The sequence below is a fragment of the Micromonospora sp. NPDC048830 genome, assembly GCF_043198215.1.
Lineage (GTDB): Bacteria > Actinomycetota > Actinomycetes > Mycobacteriales > Micromonosporaceae > Micromonospora.
The window spans coordinates 53,291-68,666 of the sequence record NZ_JBICUP010000033.1; the positions used below are offsets into that span (position 1 = coordinate 53,291).

The window sequence follows — 15,376 nt, forward strand, 5'->3', positions numbered from 1 at the left end:
CCGCATAATGTCCAACTTCCCGTTCCTCTCGGTGCTGACCGTGGCGCCGCTGGTCGGCGCGCTGGTCGTGGCCGTCCTGCCGCGCCGCCGGCCGGACCTGGCCAAGCTGGTCGCCCTCGGGTGGTCGCTGCTGGTGCTGGCCCTGTCGGTGGTCATGTGGATCGCGTTCGAGACCGACGGCGACCGGCTCCAGTTCCGCGAGTCGTACACCTGGATCCCGCAGTGGGATGCCCGGTTCACCTTCGCCGCGGACGGCATCGCGCTGGTGATGCTGATGCTGATCGCGGTGCTGGTGCCGCTGGTGATCCTGGCGTCCTGGCACGACGCCGAGTCGTCGAGGCGCTCGGTGCCGGTCTACTTCGCGCTGCTGCTCGTCCTCGAGTCCACGATGATCGGCGTCTTCGCCGCCGCCGACGTCTTCCTGTTCTACGTGTTCTTCGAGGTCATGCTGGTGCCGATGTACTTCCTCATCGGCAGCTACGGTGGCCACCAGCGGCAGTACGCGGCCGTGAAGTTCTTCCTCTACTCGCTGGTCGGCGGCCTGTTCATGCTCGCCGCGGTGATCGGCCTGTGGGTGGTCGGCGGGCACACCTTCGACTGGCAGGCGCTGACCCAGGCGGACATCTCCACCGGGACGGCGCGCTGGCTGTTCCTCGGCTTCTTCGTCGCGTTCGCGATCAAGGCGCCGTTCTTCCCGTTCCACACCTGGCTGCCGGACGCCGGTGGCGCTGCCCCGGCCGGCGCCGCCGCGCTGCTGGTCGGCGTGCTGGACAAGGTCGGCACCTTCGGCCTCCTGCGGTACTGCCTGCCGCTGTTCCCGGAGGCGTCGCGGTGGTTCGCCCCGTGGGCGCTGGCGCTCGGCGTGATCGGCATCATCTACGCCGCCCTGCTGGCCGTCGGCCAGAACGACCTCAAGCGGCTGGTGTCGTACACGTCGATTGCCCACTTCGGCTTCATCGGGGTCGGCATCTTCGCCTTCACCACCCAGGCCGGGACCGGCGCGGTGCTGTACATGCTCAACCACGGCCTCGCCACCGGCCTGCTCTTCCTGGTGGTGGGGATGCTGGTGGCCCGCCGCGGCTCGGCCCTGATCAGCGACTTCGGCGGCGCGGGCAAGCTGGTGCCGCTGCTGGCCGGGGTGCTGTTCTTCGCCGGTCTGGCCTCGCTGGCGCTGCCCGGCACCGCGCCGTTCGTCTCCGAGTTCCTGGTGCTGATCGGCACCTTCACGGTGAACAAGCCGATCGCGGTGATCTCGACCCTCGGCATCATCCTCGCCGCCGCGTACGTGCTGTGGATGGTGCAGCGCACCACGCAGGGCACGCTCAACCCGGCGCTGGCCGAGGTCGAGCCGATGCGCCGTGACCTGAACCTGCGCGAGAAGATCGTGGTCGCCCCGCTGATCGCGCTGATCGTGCTGCTCGGCTTCTACCCCAAGCCGGTCACCGATGTCATCAACCCCGCCGTCCAGGCGACCATGCAGGACGTCGGCAGGACCGACCCCGCCCCCACGGCGGGCACCGTCCAGGAGGCTGCAAAGTGACCGAGCTCAAGTTGCCGTCGATCGACTACGCGGCGCTCGCTCCGATCCTGATCATGCTGGGGGCCGCCCTGCTCGGCGTGCTGGTCGAGGCCTTCGTGCCCCGGCGGCACCGGCACTGGGCGCAGCTGTCCCTGGCGCTGCTGGCGGTGCTCGCCGCGCTGGTGATGGTGATCCGTAACGCCGACGACCGGCTGCTCACCGCCGGCGGGGCGATCGCCGTGGACGGGCCCACGCTGTTCCTCCAGGGCGCGATCCTGCTGCTGGCCGCCGTGGCGCTGCTGCTGATCGGCGAGCGGGCGGTGGAGCGGGGCGGCGCGTTCGTGGCCCACGCCGCCGTCACCGCCGAGTCGGCCGAGGACCGGCGGCAGGCCGAGGAGGCCAGCGGCGCCACCGAGGTGTACCCGCTGACCACCTTCGCGATCGGCGGCATGCTGATCTTCGTGGCGGCGAACGACCTGCTGACCATGTTCATCGCCCTGGAGGTCTTCTCGCTGCCGCTGTACCTGCTCTGCGCGCTGGCCCGCCGCCGGCGGCTGCTGAGCCAGGAGGCGGCGATGAAGTACTTCATGCTCGGCGCGTACGCCTCGGCCTTCTTCCTCTTCGGCGTGGCCCTGGTGTACGGCTTCACCTCCGGCATGCCGGGCCGGGCGGCCGGGGTGGACTTCGCCACCGTGCACGCGGCGGTGACCGAGTCCCCGTCCAGCGAGGTGCTGCTCTTCGCCGGCATGGCGCTGCTCGCCATCGGCCTGCTGTTCAAGGCCGCCGCCGCGCCGTTCCACGTCTGGACCCCGGACGTCTACCAGGGCGCCCCGACGCCGGTCACCGGCTTCATGGCGGCCGTCACGAAGGTCGCCGCGTTCGGGGCCCTGCTGCGGGTCTTCCACGTGGCGTTCTCCGGTGCGGCGTGGGACTTCACCCCGGTCCTCGGCGCGGTGGCGGTGCTGACCATGCTGGTCGGCGCGGTGCTCGCGGTGACCCAGACCGACATCAAGCGGCTGCTGGCGTACTCGTCGATCGCGAACGCCGGGTACCTGCTGGTCGGCGTGCTCGCGCCGAGCAAGGGCGGGCTCTCCGGCACGATGTTCTACCTGGTCGCGTACGGCTTCTCGGTGCTCGCCGCGTTCGCGGTGGTGACCCTGGTCCGCGACGCGGACGGGGAGGCCACCCACCTGTCCCGCTGGGCCGGGCTGGGCCGGCGCTCGCCGTTCTTCGCCGGGATCTTCACCTTCATCCTGCTGGCCTTCGCCGGTATCCCGCTGACCAGCGGGTTCACCAGCAAGTTCGCCGTCTTCGCGCCGGCCCTGGAGGCCGACCAGGCGTGGCTGGTGGTGGCCGGCGTGCTGACCAGCATGGTGCTGGCCTTCCCGTACCTGCGGGTCGTGGTGATGATGTGGCTCTCCGAGCCGGGCGAGTCCACCCCGACGGTCACCGTGCCCGGCGGGCTCACCTCGGCGGCCCTCATGATCGGCGTGCTGGCCACACTGGTTCTGGGCGTCGCCCCGGCCCCGTTGCTCGAGCTGGCCAACGGTGCGGCCGAATTCGTTCGATGACAGACCTTTCCCGACGACGGGGCCGGTGCGCGGCAGCGCGCCGGCCCCGTCGCCGTATCCCCCAGCAGGAGCAGGTCGAACGGGTGTGGCATGGTGGATAGCGTGGTGATTCCGGCTGGCGAGCGTTCAGGTGCCACCGGCTCCGGTCGGCGGAGTCCGGTCAGCGCCGGTCAGTTCGGCGCGCTCGGCCTCTACCTGGCCGATCCCCGCGTCGAGGCGTCCGTGCTGGGCCTGCTGGAGGCCGTAGAGGCGGAACTGCGGGCCGGCGTGGCGAGCGCCGACCCGTTGGTGGCCGAGGCCGCCCGGCACCTGGTGGACGCCGGCGGCAAGCGGTTCCGTCCGCTGCTGGTCGCGCTCGGTGCCCAGTTCGGCGATCCGACGAACCCGCAGGTCGTCCCGGCCGCCGTGGTGATGGAGCTCACCCACCTGGCGACGCTCTACCACGACGACGTCATGGACGAGGCGGCCGTGCGGCGGGGCGCCCCGAGCGCCAACTCCCGCTGGACGAACTCGGTGGCGATCCTGGTCGGCGACTACCTCTTCGCCCGCGCCGCGGACATCGCGGCCGGCCTCGGCCCCGAGGCCGTCCGGCTCCAGGCGCGCACGTTCGCCCGGCTGGTGCACGGCCAGATCGCCGAGACTGTCGGCCCGCGCGACGAGGACCCGGTCGCCCACTACCTGAACGTGATCGCCGAGAAGACCGGCTCGCTGATCGCCACCTCGGCCCGCTTCGGCGGCATGTTCGGCGGGGCGACCGTCGAGCACACCGAGGCCCTGGCCCGGTACGGCGAGACCATCGGCATCGCCTTCCAGCTCTCCGACGACCTGCTGGACATCGCGAGCGAGTCGGTGCAGTCGGGCAAGACCCCGGGCACGGACCTGCGCGAGGGGGTGCCCACCCTGCCGGTGCTCTACGCGCTCGCCTCGGACGACTCGGACGCCGCCTCGGTGCGGCTGCGGGAGATCCTGGCGACCGGCCCGCTGGTCGACGACGCCCTGCACGCCGAGGCGTTGGGACTGCTCCGCGAGTCCCCGGCGCTGAAGCGGGCGCGGGAGACGGTCCGCAGCTACGCCGAGGACGCGCGGGAGCAGCTCGCCCCGCTGCCCGCCGGCCCGGCCCGCCGCGCCTTCGAATCGCTCTGCGACTACATCGCCGACCGCACGAGCTGACCCACCTGGCCGACGCCCTCCGTAGCGTGCGGCCGCCGCGGTGCTGCCTGGTGATCAAGAGCTTTGTGTCATCGCGAGCCGGTTTCCCGACACATTTCTCTTGATCACCGGAATCGGCCGGCCGGAACTAGTCGGCCAGCCGTGGCAGGGAGGCGGGGGACGGGGTGCCCGCGAGGAGGCGGGTGGTCGTCAGCATGAGGGCGGCGGCCAGGAGCATGGCCACCGCCGCCGCCAGCCACATCGTCGGGTAGCCGAAGCCGGCGGCGGTCGCGCCGAGCGTGAGCGGGCCGAGGCAGCCGCCGGCGTACACCCCGGTCTGGGTGATCGAGGTGGCGGCGGCCGGGGCTGCCGGGTGCAGCCGGACCACCGCGAAGTTCATCAGGCCGGGCCACGCCCAGCCCAGGCCGAAGCCGAGCAGCACGCCCGCCACCAGCGGCGCCGTGCCGGACACGGCGAGCAGGGTGAGCCCGGCCGCGCCGACCACGAGCATGCCGGCGATGACCGCGACGTGCCCGCCGTCGCGCCGGTCCGCGAGCCAGCCGGCGCCGACCCGGGCGACCACGCAGACCGCGCTGCCGAGGGTCAGGGTCAGCCCGGCGAGCCCGGGCGACAGCCCCCGGTCGGCCGCCGAGTCGACCAGGAAGGTGCCCAGGGCGTTCGCGGCGGCGGCCGCGAGGGTGGCGGCGACTCCCACCACGACCAGGCCCCATGCGGCCCCGCCGGTCCGTCTCCCGCCCGTGGCCCGCGCGGGGCGGGCCTCCCCGCGCGGTGCGGCCGGCAGCGCGGCCAGGGCGGCCAGGGCGCCCGCCACGAAGGCCCACCGCCATCCGGCGGTCACCGCGACCGTCGGCACGGCCAGGCCGGCCAGGAGCGTGGAGACGGGGATCGCCGCCTGCTTCACGCCGAACGACAGCCCCTGCCGGCGGGTCGGCACGTGCCGCACCAGCGCGGCGTTGCTGGCCAGTTGGCCCAGCGCGTTGGCGGCGGCGCCGAGCGCCAGGAGGGCCAGCAGCATCGGGTACGACCGGGCCAGCGCCGCCACGGCCAGCATCGACCCGGCGGAGAGCAGGATGCCGGCGCGGGCGGCGAGGGCGGGACCGAGCCGCTCCACGAGGGCGCCGGACGGCACCGAGGCGAGCGCGCCGACGCCGAAGTAGACGGAGACCAGCAGACCCAGCCCGGCCGGAGACAGACCCAGGTCCGCGCCGATCTGGACGGCGAGGCCGCCGACGAGGAACACGGGCAGGACGCAGGCGACGGTGGTGGCGACGGCTCCCGCGCCGGCGCGGACCGGCCGGCGGGTGACGGCGTGGGGCGGGGGGTGCAGGGCAAGGTGGGTCACGGTCCCGCAAATCTACGTGAAGCCGACTCACGCAACTCATCGTGTCGCTCGCCGCACGCAACGTTTACGATGATCTGGCATTGTCGATCCGATCAGGCATTTCGCCGGACGCCTGGATTTCATATGGTGTAAGTCCCTGACGGCGGAGGTGGTTGTGCGCGACCCCTTGGCGGAACCTTCGGATCTCATCCGGAGCGTGTCCCGCGCGCTACGCGTGCTCGAGGCGGTCGGTCGTGCCCCGAAGGGCCTGACCGTCAAGCAGATCGCGCGGCGCTGCGAGTTGACTGTGGCCACGACGTACCATCTGGTCCGCACCCTCGCGTACGAGGGCTATGTGATCCGGCGCGAGGACGGCACGTACATCGTGGGGCTGGAGATCGCGGACCGCTACCGCGAGCTGGTCACGGCGTTCCGCGGGCCGGCCGCGGTCGGCGAGATCCTGCGGCGGGCGGCCCTGGACACCGGCTACAGCCACTACCTGGGCCGGTTCGTGGGCGGCCAGGTGGCGGTCACGGCGGTCGCCGAGGGGCACCGCTCGCCGTACGTGGAGGAGCTGGTCCCGGGCTTCGACGAGGGCGCCCACGCCACCGCGCTCGGCAAGGCCCTGCTGTCCACCCTCACCCCGGACCAGCGGCTGCGCTACCTGCGGGAGTACGGCATGCGGCCCTTCACCAGCGCCACCCTGACCAGCCCTGAGGCGTTCGAGGCGGACATCGCGGCCGGCGACCGGCGGGGGATGCACCTCGAACTCGGGCAGTTCCGTCAGGGCGTGGCCTGCGCCGCGGTCGTGGTCACCCCGGACAAGGACATCGAGCGCCGGATGGTGCTGGCGTGCGCGCTGCCGGCCGGCGAGATGATGACCTCCGCCCGGGTGGTCCGAGCGAAGCTGCTCACCGTGGCCCGGGCCCTCGCCGACAGCATCGCCGCCGCCGAGAGCTGAGCGACGTGGGGCCGGCGAGGGCCGCAAGCGGCGCCCGAGGCTGAGCAGTGGCCGGCCGAGGCCGAGCGGTGGCGGCCCGAGGCTGAGCGGTGGCGGCCCGAGGCTGAGCGGTGGCGGCCCGAGGCCGGGCGGCAGCGCCCTGAGGCCGAGCGGCGGCGGCACACGGGCCGGACGACGCAGGCCCCCTCCCCGGGGGTGGGGAGGGGGCCCGTCGGGCGGCGTGCCGGGTCAGCTGCCGATCGGGCCGCCGTCCAGCCGCCAGGCGACCACCACGCCAGGCTTGGCGTAGTCGCCGTCCGGCCAGGTCGAGGCCGGGTTCTCCACCGAGGCGCCGGTGACCTCACCCGGGTGCTGCACCGCCACGAACACCGAGCGGTTGTCGCCGGTGATGAACGGCCCGCAGGTCTCCGCGCCCAGCGGCACGGTGAGGAACTGCTTCAGGTGCCCCCGCTCCGGGCCCTCCACGGCGGTGGCGAACAGGCCGTCGTTGCTGCCCAGCGCGTTGCCGTCGGTCGAGATCCAGAGGTTCCCGGTGGCGTCGAAGGCGACGTTGTCCGGGCAGGAGATCGGGGAGACCGTCGTCTTGTCGTACCCCGCGAAGTGCGTCGACGGGTCGGCCGGGTCGCCGCAGACGATCGGCAGCGACCAGGCGAACGACTCGGCGGCGTTGTCGGCCCGGTCCTCCACCAGCTCCAGGATCTGACCGTGCTTGTTCAGGTTGCGCGGGTTGGCCTCGTCCGCGGCGGGCTTGCCCGCCTTGCCGCGGTCGGTGTTGTTGGTCAGCGCCACGTACACCTTGCCGGTGAGCTGGCTCGGCTCGACGTCCTCCGGGCGGTCCATCTTCGTCGCGCCGACCTTGTCCGCCGCCAGCCGGGTGAAGGTGAGCACGTCCGCCGCCGTCATCCCGTCCACGTACGACCGGTTGCCGCTGACCAGCTTGATCCAGCGGCCCCGGCCGTCGAACGCCCCGTCGGCGGGGAGCGTGCCGGACCCGTCGACCTCGGCGGCCGAGTTGCCCTCCAACTGCGCGACGTACAGGGTGCCGGACTCCAGCAGGGTCAGGTTGTGCTTGCGGGCCACCCACGAGTCGCCCGGCAGGAACTTCTTGTCCGAGACGAACTTGTACAGGTAGTCGAACCGCTCGTCGTCGCCCATGTACGCCACCGCGTGGCCGTTCCTGGCGATGATGACGTTCGCGCCCTCGTGCTTGAACCGGCCCAGCGCGGTGTGCTTGCGCGGCCGGCTCTCCGGATCGAACGGGTCGATCTCCACGACCCAGCCGAACCGGTGCGCCTCGTTCGGGTGCTTCGCCAGGTCGAACCGCTCGTCGGCGCGCTCCCACCGCCGGCTGCCGCTCGGGTACCGCGCGGTGGTGCTGATGCCGTACCGGGCGAGCTTCGGCTTCAGCTCCTCCGGCGCGCCGTCGCCGCCGACGAAGTACTGGTTGAAGTTCTCCTCGCCGGAGAGCACCGTGCCCCACGGGGTGACGCCGCCGGCGCAGTTGTTCAGGGTGCCGATCACCGTCCGGCCCTTCGGGTCGGCGGCCGTCCTCAGCCACGCCGACCCGGCGGCCGGGCCGGTCAGGTCGAACTTGGTGGCCAGCGCGGTGACCCGCCGGTTGTACGGCCGCCGGCCGTTGCCGGCCACCCGCCACCGCCCGGTGCCGTCGACCCGCTCCAGCTCCACCACCGACATGCCGTGCGCGGCCATGGCGACCTGCAACTGCTCGACCGAGAGCGCCTCCAGGCCGGTGAAGCCGGGGAACATCAGGTCCTCGTTGGTGTACTCGTGGTTGACCACGAGCAGCGCCCGGCGGCCCTGCTTGTCCAGCGGCAGCACGCCGACGAAGTCGTTGTTGTAGCCGAACTGCCTGGCCTGCTTCGCGGCGGTCTGCCCGTGCAGGTCGAACTCCGGCGCGCCCGGCACGACCGGGTCGCCCCAGCGGATCACCACCGCGTGGTCGTAGCCGTCCGGCACCACCAGGCTGTCGAGTCGGTTCGGCGGGATCGGCGCGAAGGTCAGGGCGCCGCTGCCCACGCCGCCGCGCGGGCGGGCGAGTGCGGTGGCCCCGGGCACGACCGGAGCGGCGGGCTCGGCGGCGGCCGGGGCGGCGCCGGCCAGCGCGCCGGCGGCGGCGCCGCCGAAGCCGAGCACGAGCGCGCCGACGGCCCCGGCCCGGACGACGCCGCGGCGGGACACCTCGGCGTCCACGATGTCGCCGAGGTACGGGTTGTCGGAGGGGTTCGGCACCGGATGGTCGCAGGCGTTGCCGCACCGGTACAGACAGGTCATGGCGTCGCGGCTGCCGTGGCGCTTGCCGCCCAGCAGGGGGAGCAGCCGGGGACGGTCGCTCATCGGGGGTGCCTCCTGGAGGTTCGGTGCACGCCGGCCCAGCCGGCCGGCGCGCGTACGTGGCGGACGCTAGGAGGAGACGGTGAGCACGGGTCGGCCCGCGCGTGAACCGCGTCTGAACACCTGTCCGTCGGGCCGCCGCCGACCTGCGGTGAACCGATCGGCGCGACCGCGCGTGTTTCCGGCCGGATGCAACGCTGGACCCGTCGGGTGAGAGGGAGGAGGCCGTCATCGGCGACGACGACGCCCAACTGCTGCGCGCGCTGCACTCCGAACACGCCGACGCGCTGTTCGCGCACGCCCTGCGGCTGGTCCACGGCGACCGGTCGCGGGCCGAGGACCTGGTGCAGGAGACGCTGCTGCGGGCCTGGCGGCACCCGGAGGCGCTGGACCCGGCGCGGGGCTCCGTGCGGGCATGGCTCTTCACCACCGCCCGGAACCTGGCCATCGACGCCTGGCGGCGACGCTCCACGCGGGTCGGCGAGATCTACACCGACGAGCTGCCGGAGCCCTCGGAGGCGGTCGACGAGGCGGAGCGGGCGGTGGAGGCGTGGACCGTCGCCGAGGCACTCAACCGGCTCAGCCAACCCCACCGGGAGGTGCTCATCGAGTGCTTCTACCAGGGGCGGTCGGTCGCCGAGGCGGCGGCCCGGCTGGGCGTGCCGCCGGGGACGGTCAAGTCCCGCACCCACTACGCGCTGCGCTCACTACGGTTGGTGCTGGCCGAGATGGGAGTGACCGAATGAGCCGCTGCGAGTTCGCGTACGACGACGGCGCGTACGTGCTCGGCGCGCTCGCCCCCGCCGAACGCGCCGCGTACGAGCGGCACCTGGCCTGCTGCACCTCCTGCCGCGAGTCCGTCGCCGAGGTCGCCGTACTGCCCGGCCTGCTCGGCCGGCTCGACCCGGCGGACCTGGAGCAGGTCCTGCCGCCAGCGCGGGAGGAGACCCGGGTGCCCGCGCTGCTCGCCGCCGCCCGGGACCGCCGCCGCCGCGAGCGGTGGGCCACCCGCCGCCGGTACGCCCTGACCGCACTCGCCGCGGCCGCCGTGGCGCTGTTCGCCGGGTTCGGCTCGGCCACCACGCTCCGGCCCGCCCCCCAGGTCACCGGTACGCCCGCCCCGCAGGTGCCCATGGCCGCCATGCGGCCGGTCGCCGCCACAGTGCCGGTGCACGCGGAGGTGGGGCTCACCGGCACGGCGTGGGGCACGGAGGTCACCATGCGCTGCGGGTACGACTGGCGGCCCGGCCACCGGGAGGCGTACACGTTCCGGCTGGTGGCGCACGGCCCGGACGGCGCGACGGAGCAGATCGGCTCGTGGCTGGCCGCCCCGGGCGACGACGTCCGGCTGACCGGCGCCACCCGCTTCACGGGATCGGAGTTGGTCCGGCTGGAACTCCTCCGCGCGGACGGCACCCCGGTCCTCACCTACGACGCCCGCTGATGACCCCGTTCCGCGCTGCTGCCCCGGCGTCTCGGACTAACGCCGCGTACCGGGGGTCGCAGCCGCAAGATCGCGGCCGGTGCGGGTGGGGGTGCGGCGGGTGCGACGGGTGTGGGCGAGGGCGTCGGCCGTGAAGACCAGCAGCGCCGCCCAGACCAGCGCGAAGCCGGCGAGGCGGGCCGGCGGCATCGGCTCGTGGAAGATCAGCACGCCGCAGGCGAACTGGAGGACCGGTGTGAGGTACTGGAGCATCCCCAGCGCGGTCAGCGGCAGCCGGTTGGCCGCCCCGGCGAACAACAGCAGCGGGATCGCGGTCACCGCCCCGGCCAGCACCAGCAGCACGGTGTGCCCGGCGGAGACGTGGCCGAAGGTGGCGTCGTCGGCGGCGGCGAGCCAGCCCAGGTACCCGAGGGCGGGCAGTGCCAGCACCGCCGACTCCACGAACAGGCCCTCCGCGGCGGGCAGCGCGAGCCGCTTCTTGACCAGCCCGTACGCCGCGAAGGTCACCGCGAGGGTGAGCGCCAGCCAGGGCAGCCGGCCGTAGTCGACCGTGAGCACGGCCACCGCCGCCCCGCCGACGCCCAGCGCCAGCCACTGCGCGGGGCGTAGCCGCTCGCGCAGCACCCCCACGCCGAGCAGCACCGACACCAGCGGGTTGATGAAGTAGCCCAGGGCCGTCTCCACCACCCGCCCGGAGTTCACCCCGTAGATGTACGTGGCCCAGTTCACCGCGATCAACGCGGCGGCGGCGGAGATCCCGAGCAGCGCCCGGGGCCGGCGCGCCAGCGCCCGCAGGAAGCCGACGTTGCGCAGCGCCGCGAGCAGCAGCGCGACGAAGGCCAACGACCAGACGACCCGGTGCGCCAGGATCTCCAGCGCGCCCGCCGGCCGCAGCAGCTTGAAGTACAGCGGGAAGAAGCCCCAGAGCAGGTACGCGCCGAGGCCGTAGAGGTATCCGAGGCGGAGCGGGCTCACGCCTCCACTGTAAGGTGCCCCGACCCGTTGGACTCCTTTCCGGTGAGCGGGGTCACCCGGGCGTCGTACTCCATCCAGCTGGCCGGGTTCGCCGGGGTGAAGCCGACCTTCGCGTACACGCCGTGCGCGTCGTTGGTGGCCAGCACGATCCGCCGTACGCCGAGCTCGGCCAGGTGGTCGCGGACCGCGCCGGCCAGCCAGGTGCCGAGCCCGCGACCGCGGACGGACCGGTCCACGTAGACGTCGCAGAGCCAGGCGAAGGTGGCCCGGTCGGTGACGACCCTGGCCACGGCCACCTGGCCGCCGTCGCCGGGCCGGTAGACGCCGAATGCCAGCGAGCCGTCGAACGCCCGCTCGACCGTCGCCCGGTCCCGCCCGATCGCCCAGTACGCGTCGGTGGAGAGCCAGCGGTGCACGAGGTCGAGGTCGAGCCGGGCCGGGTCGGTGCTGAGCTGGTAGCCGTCGTCGCGGGTCAGGATGAACACGTCCCGACGTTAGCCCTGCTCACTGATGTGCTCGCCAGCCAATTCCCGCTTCCTGGCCCGCCCCGTCACCAAGGACGCCTGCCCCCGCGCGGCCCGGCGCGCGGCCGGGCCCCGCACGGCGCGTGCCGCACCATCGAGATCTTGGACAGTTACCGTCTCGCGCTGACGGCAACTGTCCAAGATCTTCCTCCGGAACGTCAGTCCCGGTCGAGGACGGCGCCGAGGAGCCAGGTGACGATGCCGACCAGGAGTGCGCCGAGCACCGCCTCCGGCCAGAAGCCGGCCACGTGGAACGGCAGCCCCGCCTCGCCGGCGATCCAGCTCGTGAGCAGGAACAGCAGGCCGTTGACCACCAGCGCGATCAGGCCGAGGGTCAGCAGGTAGAAGCCGCAGCCGACGGTCTTGATGATCGGCTGGAGTACGGCGTTGACGACACCGAAGATGGCCGCGACGAGGATCAGCGCGGTGACGGCCTCGGTTGCCGAGTCCGTGTCGAGCGTGATGCCCGGAATGAGCAGCGTGGCCAGCCAGAAGGCCAGCGCCGTGCTGCCCAGCCGGATCAGGAGACCCTTCAGGAATTCCATGGCCCCGGATCGTGCCATGGACCCGCCAACCGCGGAACCCGCCGCGGCCCTGCCCCTGACGCTTGAAGGCGGCCGATCGCAGGCAGGGGACGCATCCGGCTCCGTGGCCTCGTCCCGGTTCCGTGGCCTCGTCCCGGCTCCGGGGCCGTCCGGCTTTGCGGCCTTGTTCCGGGTGCGGAGGCCCATCCTCGGCCCGTCCCCGGGTCTGCGCCTCGGCCCGGGGCTCCGGGGGCCTCATCCCCGGCGGGGATGGCCGATCAGCTGCGACTCGATCGGCGTCGGCGAGAGCAGCGCCCAGCGCAGCGCCCGCCGGTTCACCACCGCGACCATGTCCTCCCGGATCCGGGTCAGCCAGTCCGCCGAGCTGCCGAGCCCCAGCGCGGCCCCGGCCAGCGCCGCCTCGCCGGGGCGCAACGGTTGCAGCACCGCCAGGTCGGCGCGCGCCAGCGGGTCGGCGTCGGCCGGGGTGAGATCGTCCCGGACCACCACGGTGGACTGCCACGCCGGCACCGGTACGTCGTCCGCCGGCACCGGACCCGTGTCCAGCACGAGCAGCAGCGGCCGCAGCGGCGAGCCGGGCGCACCGCCCGGCGGCCGGCCGGGCGGCAGCACCGAGATCGGACCGCCGGGTGCGTTCACCCCTCGGACGAAGGGCTCCCAGGCGCGCGGCCGGGTCGTCCGCACCGCCACCCGGGCGCCCAGCGCCATCGCCCGCAGGGCCACCAACTGGGCGACGCTAACCCCGCCGACCAGCATCAGCCGCGTACCCTGCGGCCGGAACAGCCTGATCGTCACCGCGCCGCCGTGCCGGTTGGCGCCCACCATCAGCCCGGCGTCGCCGACCGGCAGCTCCAGCCCGTCCAGCGCTGCGGGGCCGACCGTCGCGCCCGGGGCCGCCAGGGCGAGCGGCAACGTGCCGGCCAGCGCGGGAAGCTGCTCGCCGTCGAGCCGGTCGACCTCGCCGCCCGCGCCGCCGACCAGCCGCCGCAGCGCCTGCGCGGCCACCGACAGCTCGGCGGGGGTCCAGGCGGCCAGCCGTACGGCCAGCTCGGCCGGCGCCGCGCCGCCGTCGCGCCCGGTGTGCGGGCCGACGCACAGCGAAACCGTGGTCGCGGCCGCCGGCAGGGTGAGCAGCCGGGGCACCAGGCGGCGCCCGGCCTCGCTCCGCGCGTCCGGCCCGCGCCGCAGCCGGAACGTGGTCTGCAGCAGCTCCCCGGTGCGCACGGTCGGCCAGGACTCCCGCACCGGGCCCGCGCCGTCGTGGTGGGCCAGTTCCCCGAGTACGCGCAGCGCGGCGTGCTCGCCGAGCGGTCGGGCGGCCACCGGCCGGAGCCGGCGGACGATCCGCCGGACCACGCCGGAGAGCGCCGCCCGCAGGTCCTCGTCGGTCCAGCCGTCCACCCGCAGCGCCCGGACCGCGAGCAGCGCCCGATCCCGGCCGGCCAGCCGCCCGTCGGTCAGCTGCCGGTAGGAGGTGGCCACCGTGCTCCCGCCCTCGGCACCGACGGGGGCGGGGCTGCCGCAGAGCAGCAGTTGGAGGCGGACCGGGGGCAGCTCCGACGATGCGGGCGGCAGCAGCGTCGACGGCGCCGGAAGCACCCGGGGGCCGTCGCCGAGCAGGTCGCCGGGATCGCCCAGTTCCAGGATCGCGATCAGCCCGCCGGCGTCGTCGACCACGGCGGCGGGGCCGCCGGCCAGTTCGGTCGCGCGTACCGCCGCGCCCGGGGCGAGCAGGTCGAGCAGCGCGTCCGGGCCGGCGGGCGGGGCCAGGGCGCGGCGGCGGGCGAGGTGATCCACGGCGACGGCGAGCCAGGCGGAGAGCCAGCGGCCCCGCACCCGTACCCACGCCGTGGCCAGCAGCGGCACGGCCACCAGCAGGGCGGCGGCCGTCCAGCCCACGCCCCGCCCGGCCGCGGCGGCGACCAGCGCCACCGCCACCTGCGCGGCGACCACCTGGCCGGGGCGCACCCCGGTGGCCGGCCGGGCCGCGGCGGGGATCCACTGTGCCGGCAGCGGCTGCCGGTGCGCCGGCTGAACCGGTGCCGTGGTGGTGCTGGCCGTCACCGCGCCTCCTCAGCGCTCACCCGGTGACGTCGCGCGGGCGGAGACACGACGCCGTGCGGTCGGTGCCGCTGCGTCATGGTATGACTTCGGACCGACGCGGCGGGAACCGGTTCGTCCACAGGGGAGCGGGGCGGGGTAGCACGACGGCCACGGGGCGGCTACCGTCAGCGACGAGTTTGGCCGCCCCGACCCGATCCGGCGCCGTTTGCCGGGCGAGGCGGAGGATGCGTCCGCCGCGGGCGCGTCGACGGCCAGCCACGACAGGGAAGGCGAGGTGACGTCCGGGGTGTCCCAGACCCAGGCAGAAGCCGCGGTGATGCAGCAGACCGCCGCGAAGTTCGAGCAGGTGGACCAGTCCCTGCAGAGCATGCTGTCCGGCCTGCTGGCCGAGCTGGAGGTGTTGCAGCAGGCCTGGCGGGGCGCCGGTGGGCGCTCGTTCGAGCAGGTCAAGCAGCAGTGGGCGCAGGACCAGGCGGCGTTGCAGCGGGCGCTGCGGGAGACGGCCACCGCGATCCGTACCGCCGGCCAGCAGTACGACGTCTCCGACAACGAGGCCGCCAGCCGGATCACCGGCACCAACCGCGGCATCCAGTTGCCGCTGTAGCAACCGTCCCGGAAAGGGGAACATCCGATGGACCACGGTGTGCTGGTCGTCAACTTTGCCGCGTTGCAGCAGGCCAGCGCGGACATCCAGCGGGCGCTGAACACGCTGGACACCCAGCTTGGGCAGCTCGAGCGGGACGCCGCCCCGCTGGTGACGAGCTGGGACGGCGAGGCCCGCCAGGCGTACGAGCAGCGCCAGGCCCGGTGGCGCTCGGCCTCGCAGGACCTCCAAACAATGCTGCGCGACATCAAGGTCGCGGTCGACGACTCCGCGTCCGACTACCTCGACACCGAGAAGCGCAACGTCAACCTGTTCCAGTGACGCCC

14 protein-coding genes are annotated in these 15,376 nt (G+C 73.9%); 8 read left to right on the top strand and 6 right to left on the bottom strand.

From position 1 onward, the window contains the following. Positions 1-7 precede the first annotated feature (7 nt). The 3 genes from ACGFIZ_RS24640 (at position 8) to ACGFIZ_RS24650 (ending at position 4,260) form a co-directional block, all read left to right on the top strand. Complete coding sequence (locus ACGFIZ_RS24640; RefSeq protein ID WP_393422889.1) at positions 8-1,540, top strand: NADH-quinone oxidoreductase subunit M; 1,533 nt, start codon at positions 8-10, stop codon at positions 1,538-1,540. Further along, positions 1,537-3,090: an NADH-quinone oxidoreductase subunit NuoN gene (nuoN, locus tag ACGFIZ_RS24645; RefSeq protein WP_393422891.1), complete on the top strand. Its 1,554-nt coding sequence runs from the start codon at positions 1,537-1,539 to the stop codon at positions 3,088-3,090. Before ACGFIZ_RS24640 ends, nuoN begins: the two co-directional genes overlap by 4 nt. Positions 3,091-3,180: 90 nt before the next feature. Further along, a complete protein-coding gene (locus ACGFIZ_RS24650) occupies positions 3,181-4,260 on the top strand; it encodes a polyprenyl synthetase family protein (protein WP_393422893.1) in 1,080 nt (359 codons plus the stop codon). A 127-nt stretch (positions 4,261-4,387) separates the two neighbouring features. Here ACGFIZ_RS24650 and ACGFIZ_RS24655 read toward each other — a convergent pair whose 3' ends face one another. Continuing rightward, complete coding sequence (locus ACGFIZ_RS24655) at positions 4,388-5,602, bottom strand: MFS transporter (protein WP_393422895.1); 1,215 nt, start codon at positions 5,600-5,602, stop codon at positions 4,388-4,390. Positions 5,603-5,756: 154 nt separating this feature from the next. Between ACGFIZ_RS24655 and ACGFIZ_RS24660 the strand changes: the two genes are divergently transcribed. Then, entirely contained in the window at positions 5,757-6,542 is a 786-nt protein-coding gene (locus tag ACGFIZ_RS24660; RefSeq protein WP_347666668.1) for an IclR family transcriptional regulator C-terminal domain-containing protein, read from the top strand. A 228-nt stretch (positions 6,543-6,770) separates the two neighbouring features. Here ACGFIZ_RS24660 and ACGFIZ_RS24665 read toward each other — a convergent pair whose 3' ends face one another. After that, positions 6,771-8,897 (bottom strand): PhoX family protein, encoded by a 2,127-nt coding sequence (locus ACGFIZ_RS24665; protein ID WP_393422897.1) that lies wholly within the window; start codon positions 8,895-8,897, stop codon positions 6,771-6,773. A gap of 248 nt (positions 8,898-9,145) precedes the next feature. Here ACGFIZ_RS24665 and ACGFIZ_RS24670 point away from each other — a divergent pair, with 248 nt between their 5' ends. Both ACGFIZ_RS24670 and ACGFIZ_RS24675 read left to right on the top strand, forming a co-directional pair. Continuing rightward, the gene (locus tag ACGFIZ_RS24670) at positions 9,146-9,640 is read left to right on the top strand and encodes a sigma-70 family RNA polymerase sigma factor (RefSeq protein ID WP_347666743.1); all 495 of its coding nucleotides are present in this window, start codon (positions 9,146-9,148) and stop codon (positions 9,638-9,640) included. After that, complete coding sequence (locus ACGFIZ_RS24675) at positions 9,637-10,338, top strand: anti-sigma factor family protein (protein WP_393422899.1); 702 nt, start codon at positions 9,637-9,639, stop codon at positions 10,336-10,338. The genes ACGFIZ_RS24670 and ACGFIZ_RS24675 overlap by 4 nt, the downstream gene beginning before the upstream one ends. A 36-nt stretch (positions 10,339-10,374) precedes the next feature. On the opposite strand, the gene rarD is transcribed toward ACGFIZ_RS24675, so the two are convergent. The 4 genes from rarD to eccE all read right to left on the bottom strand — a co-directional run bounded on the left by rarD (position 10,375) and on the right by eccE (position 14,446). Next, positions 10,375-11,313: an EamA family transporter RarD gene (gene rarD, locus ACGFIZ_RS24680; RefSeq protein WP_393422901.1), complete on the bottom strand. Its 939-nt coding sequence runs from the start codon at positions 11,311-11,313 to the stop codon at positions 10,375-10,377. Then, entirely contained in the window at positions 11,310-11,798 is a 489-nt protein-coding gene (locus tag ACGFIZ_RS24685) for a GNAT family N-acetyltransferase (protein ID WP_393422903.1), read from the bottom strand. The genes rarD and ACGFIZ_RS24685 overlap by 4 nt, the downstream gene beginning before the upstream one ends. A gap of 197 nt (positions 11,799-11,995) precedes the next feature. Next, the gene (locus ACGFIZ_RS24690; RefSeq protein WP_347666673.1) at positions 11,996-12,382 is read right to left on the bottom strand and encodes a phage holin family protein; all 387 of its coding nucleotides are present in this window, start codon (positions 12,380-12,382) and stop codon (positions 11,996-11,998) included. Between the two features lie 234 nt (positions 12,383-12,616). Then, positions 12,617-14,446: a type VII secretion protein EccE gene (gene eccE / locus ACGFIZ_RS24695; protein WP_393422905.1), complete on the bottom strand. Its 1,830-nt coding sequence runs from the start codon at positions 14,444-14,446 to the stop codon at positions 12,617-12,619. Positions 14,447-14,732: 286 nt separating this feature from the next. Between eccE and ACGFIZ_RS24700 the strand changes: the two genes are divergently transcribed. Both ACGFIZ_RS24700 and ACGFIZ_RS24705 read left to right on the top strand, forming a co-directional pair. Further along, entirely contained in the window at positions 14,733-15,050 is a 318-nt protein-coding gene (locus tag ACGFIZ_RS24700; RefSeq protein WP_393422907.1) for a WXG100 family type VII secretion target, read from the top strand. A 27-nt stretch (positions 15,051-15,077) separates the two neighbouring features. Further along, positions 15,078-15,371, top strand: a complete 294-nt coding sequence (locus ACGFIZ_RS24705; protein WP_393422909.1) for a WXG100 family type VII secretion target — start codon at positions 15,078-15,080, stop codon at positions 15,369-15,371. The last annotated feature ends 5 nt before the right edge of the window (positions 15,372-15,376 follow it).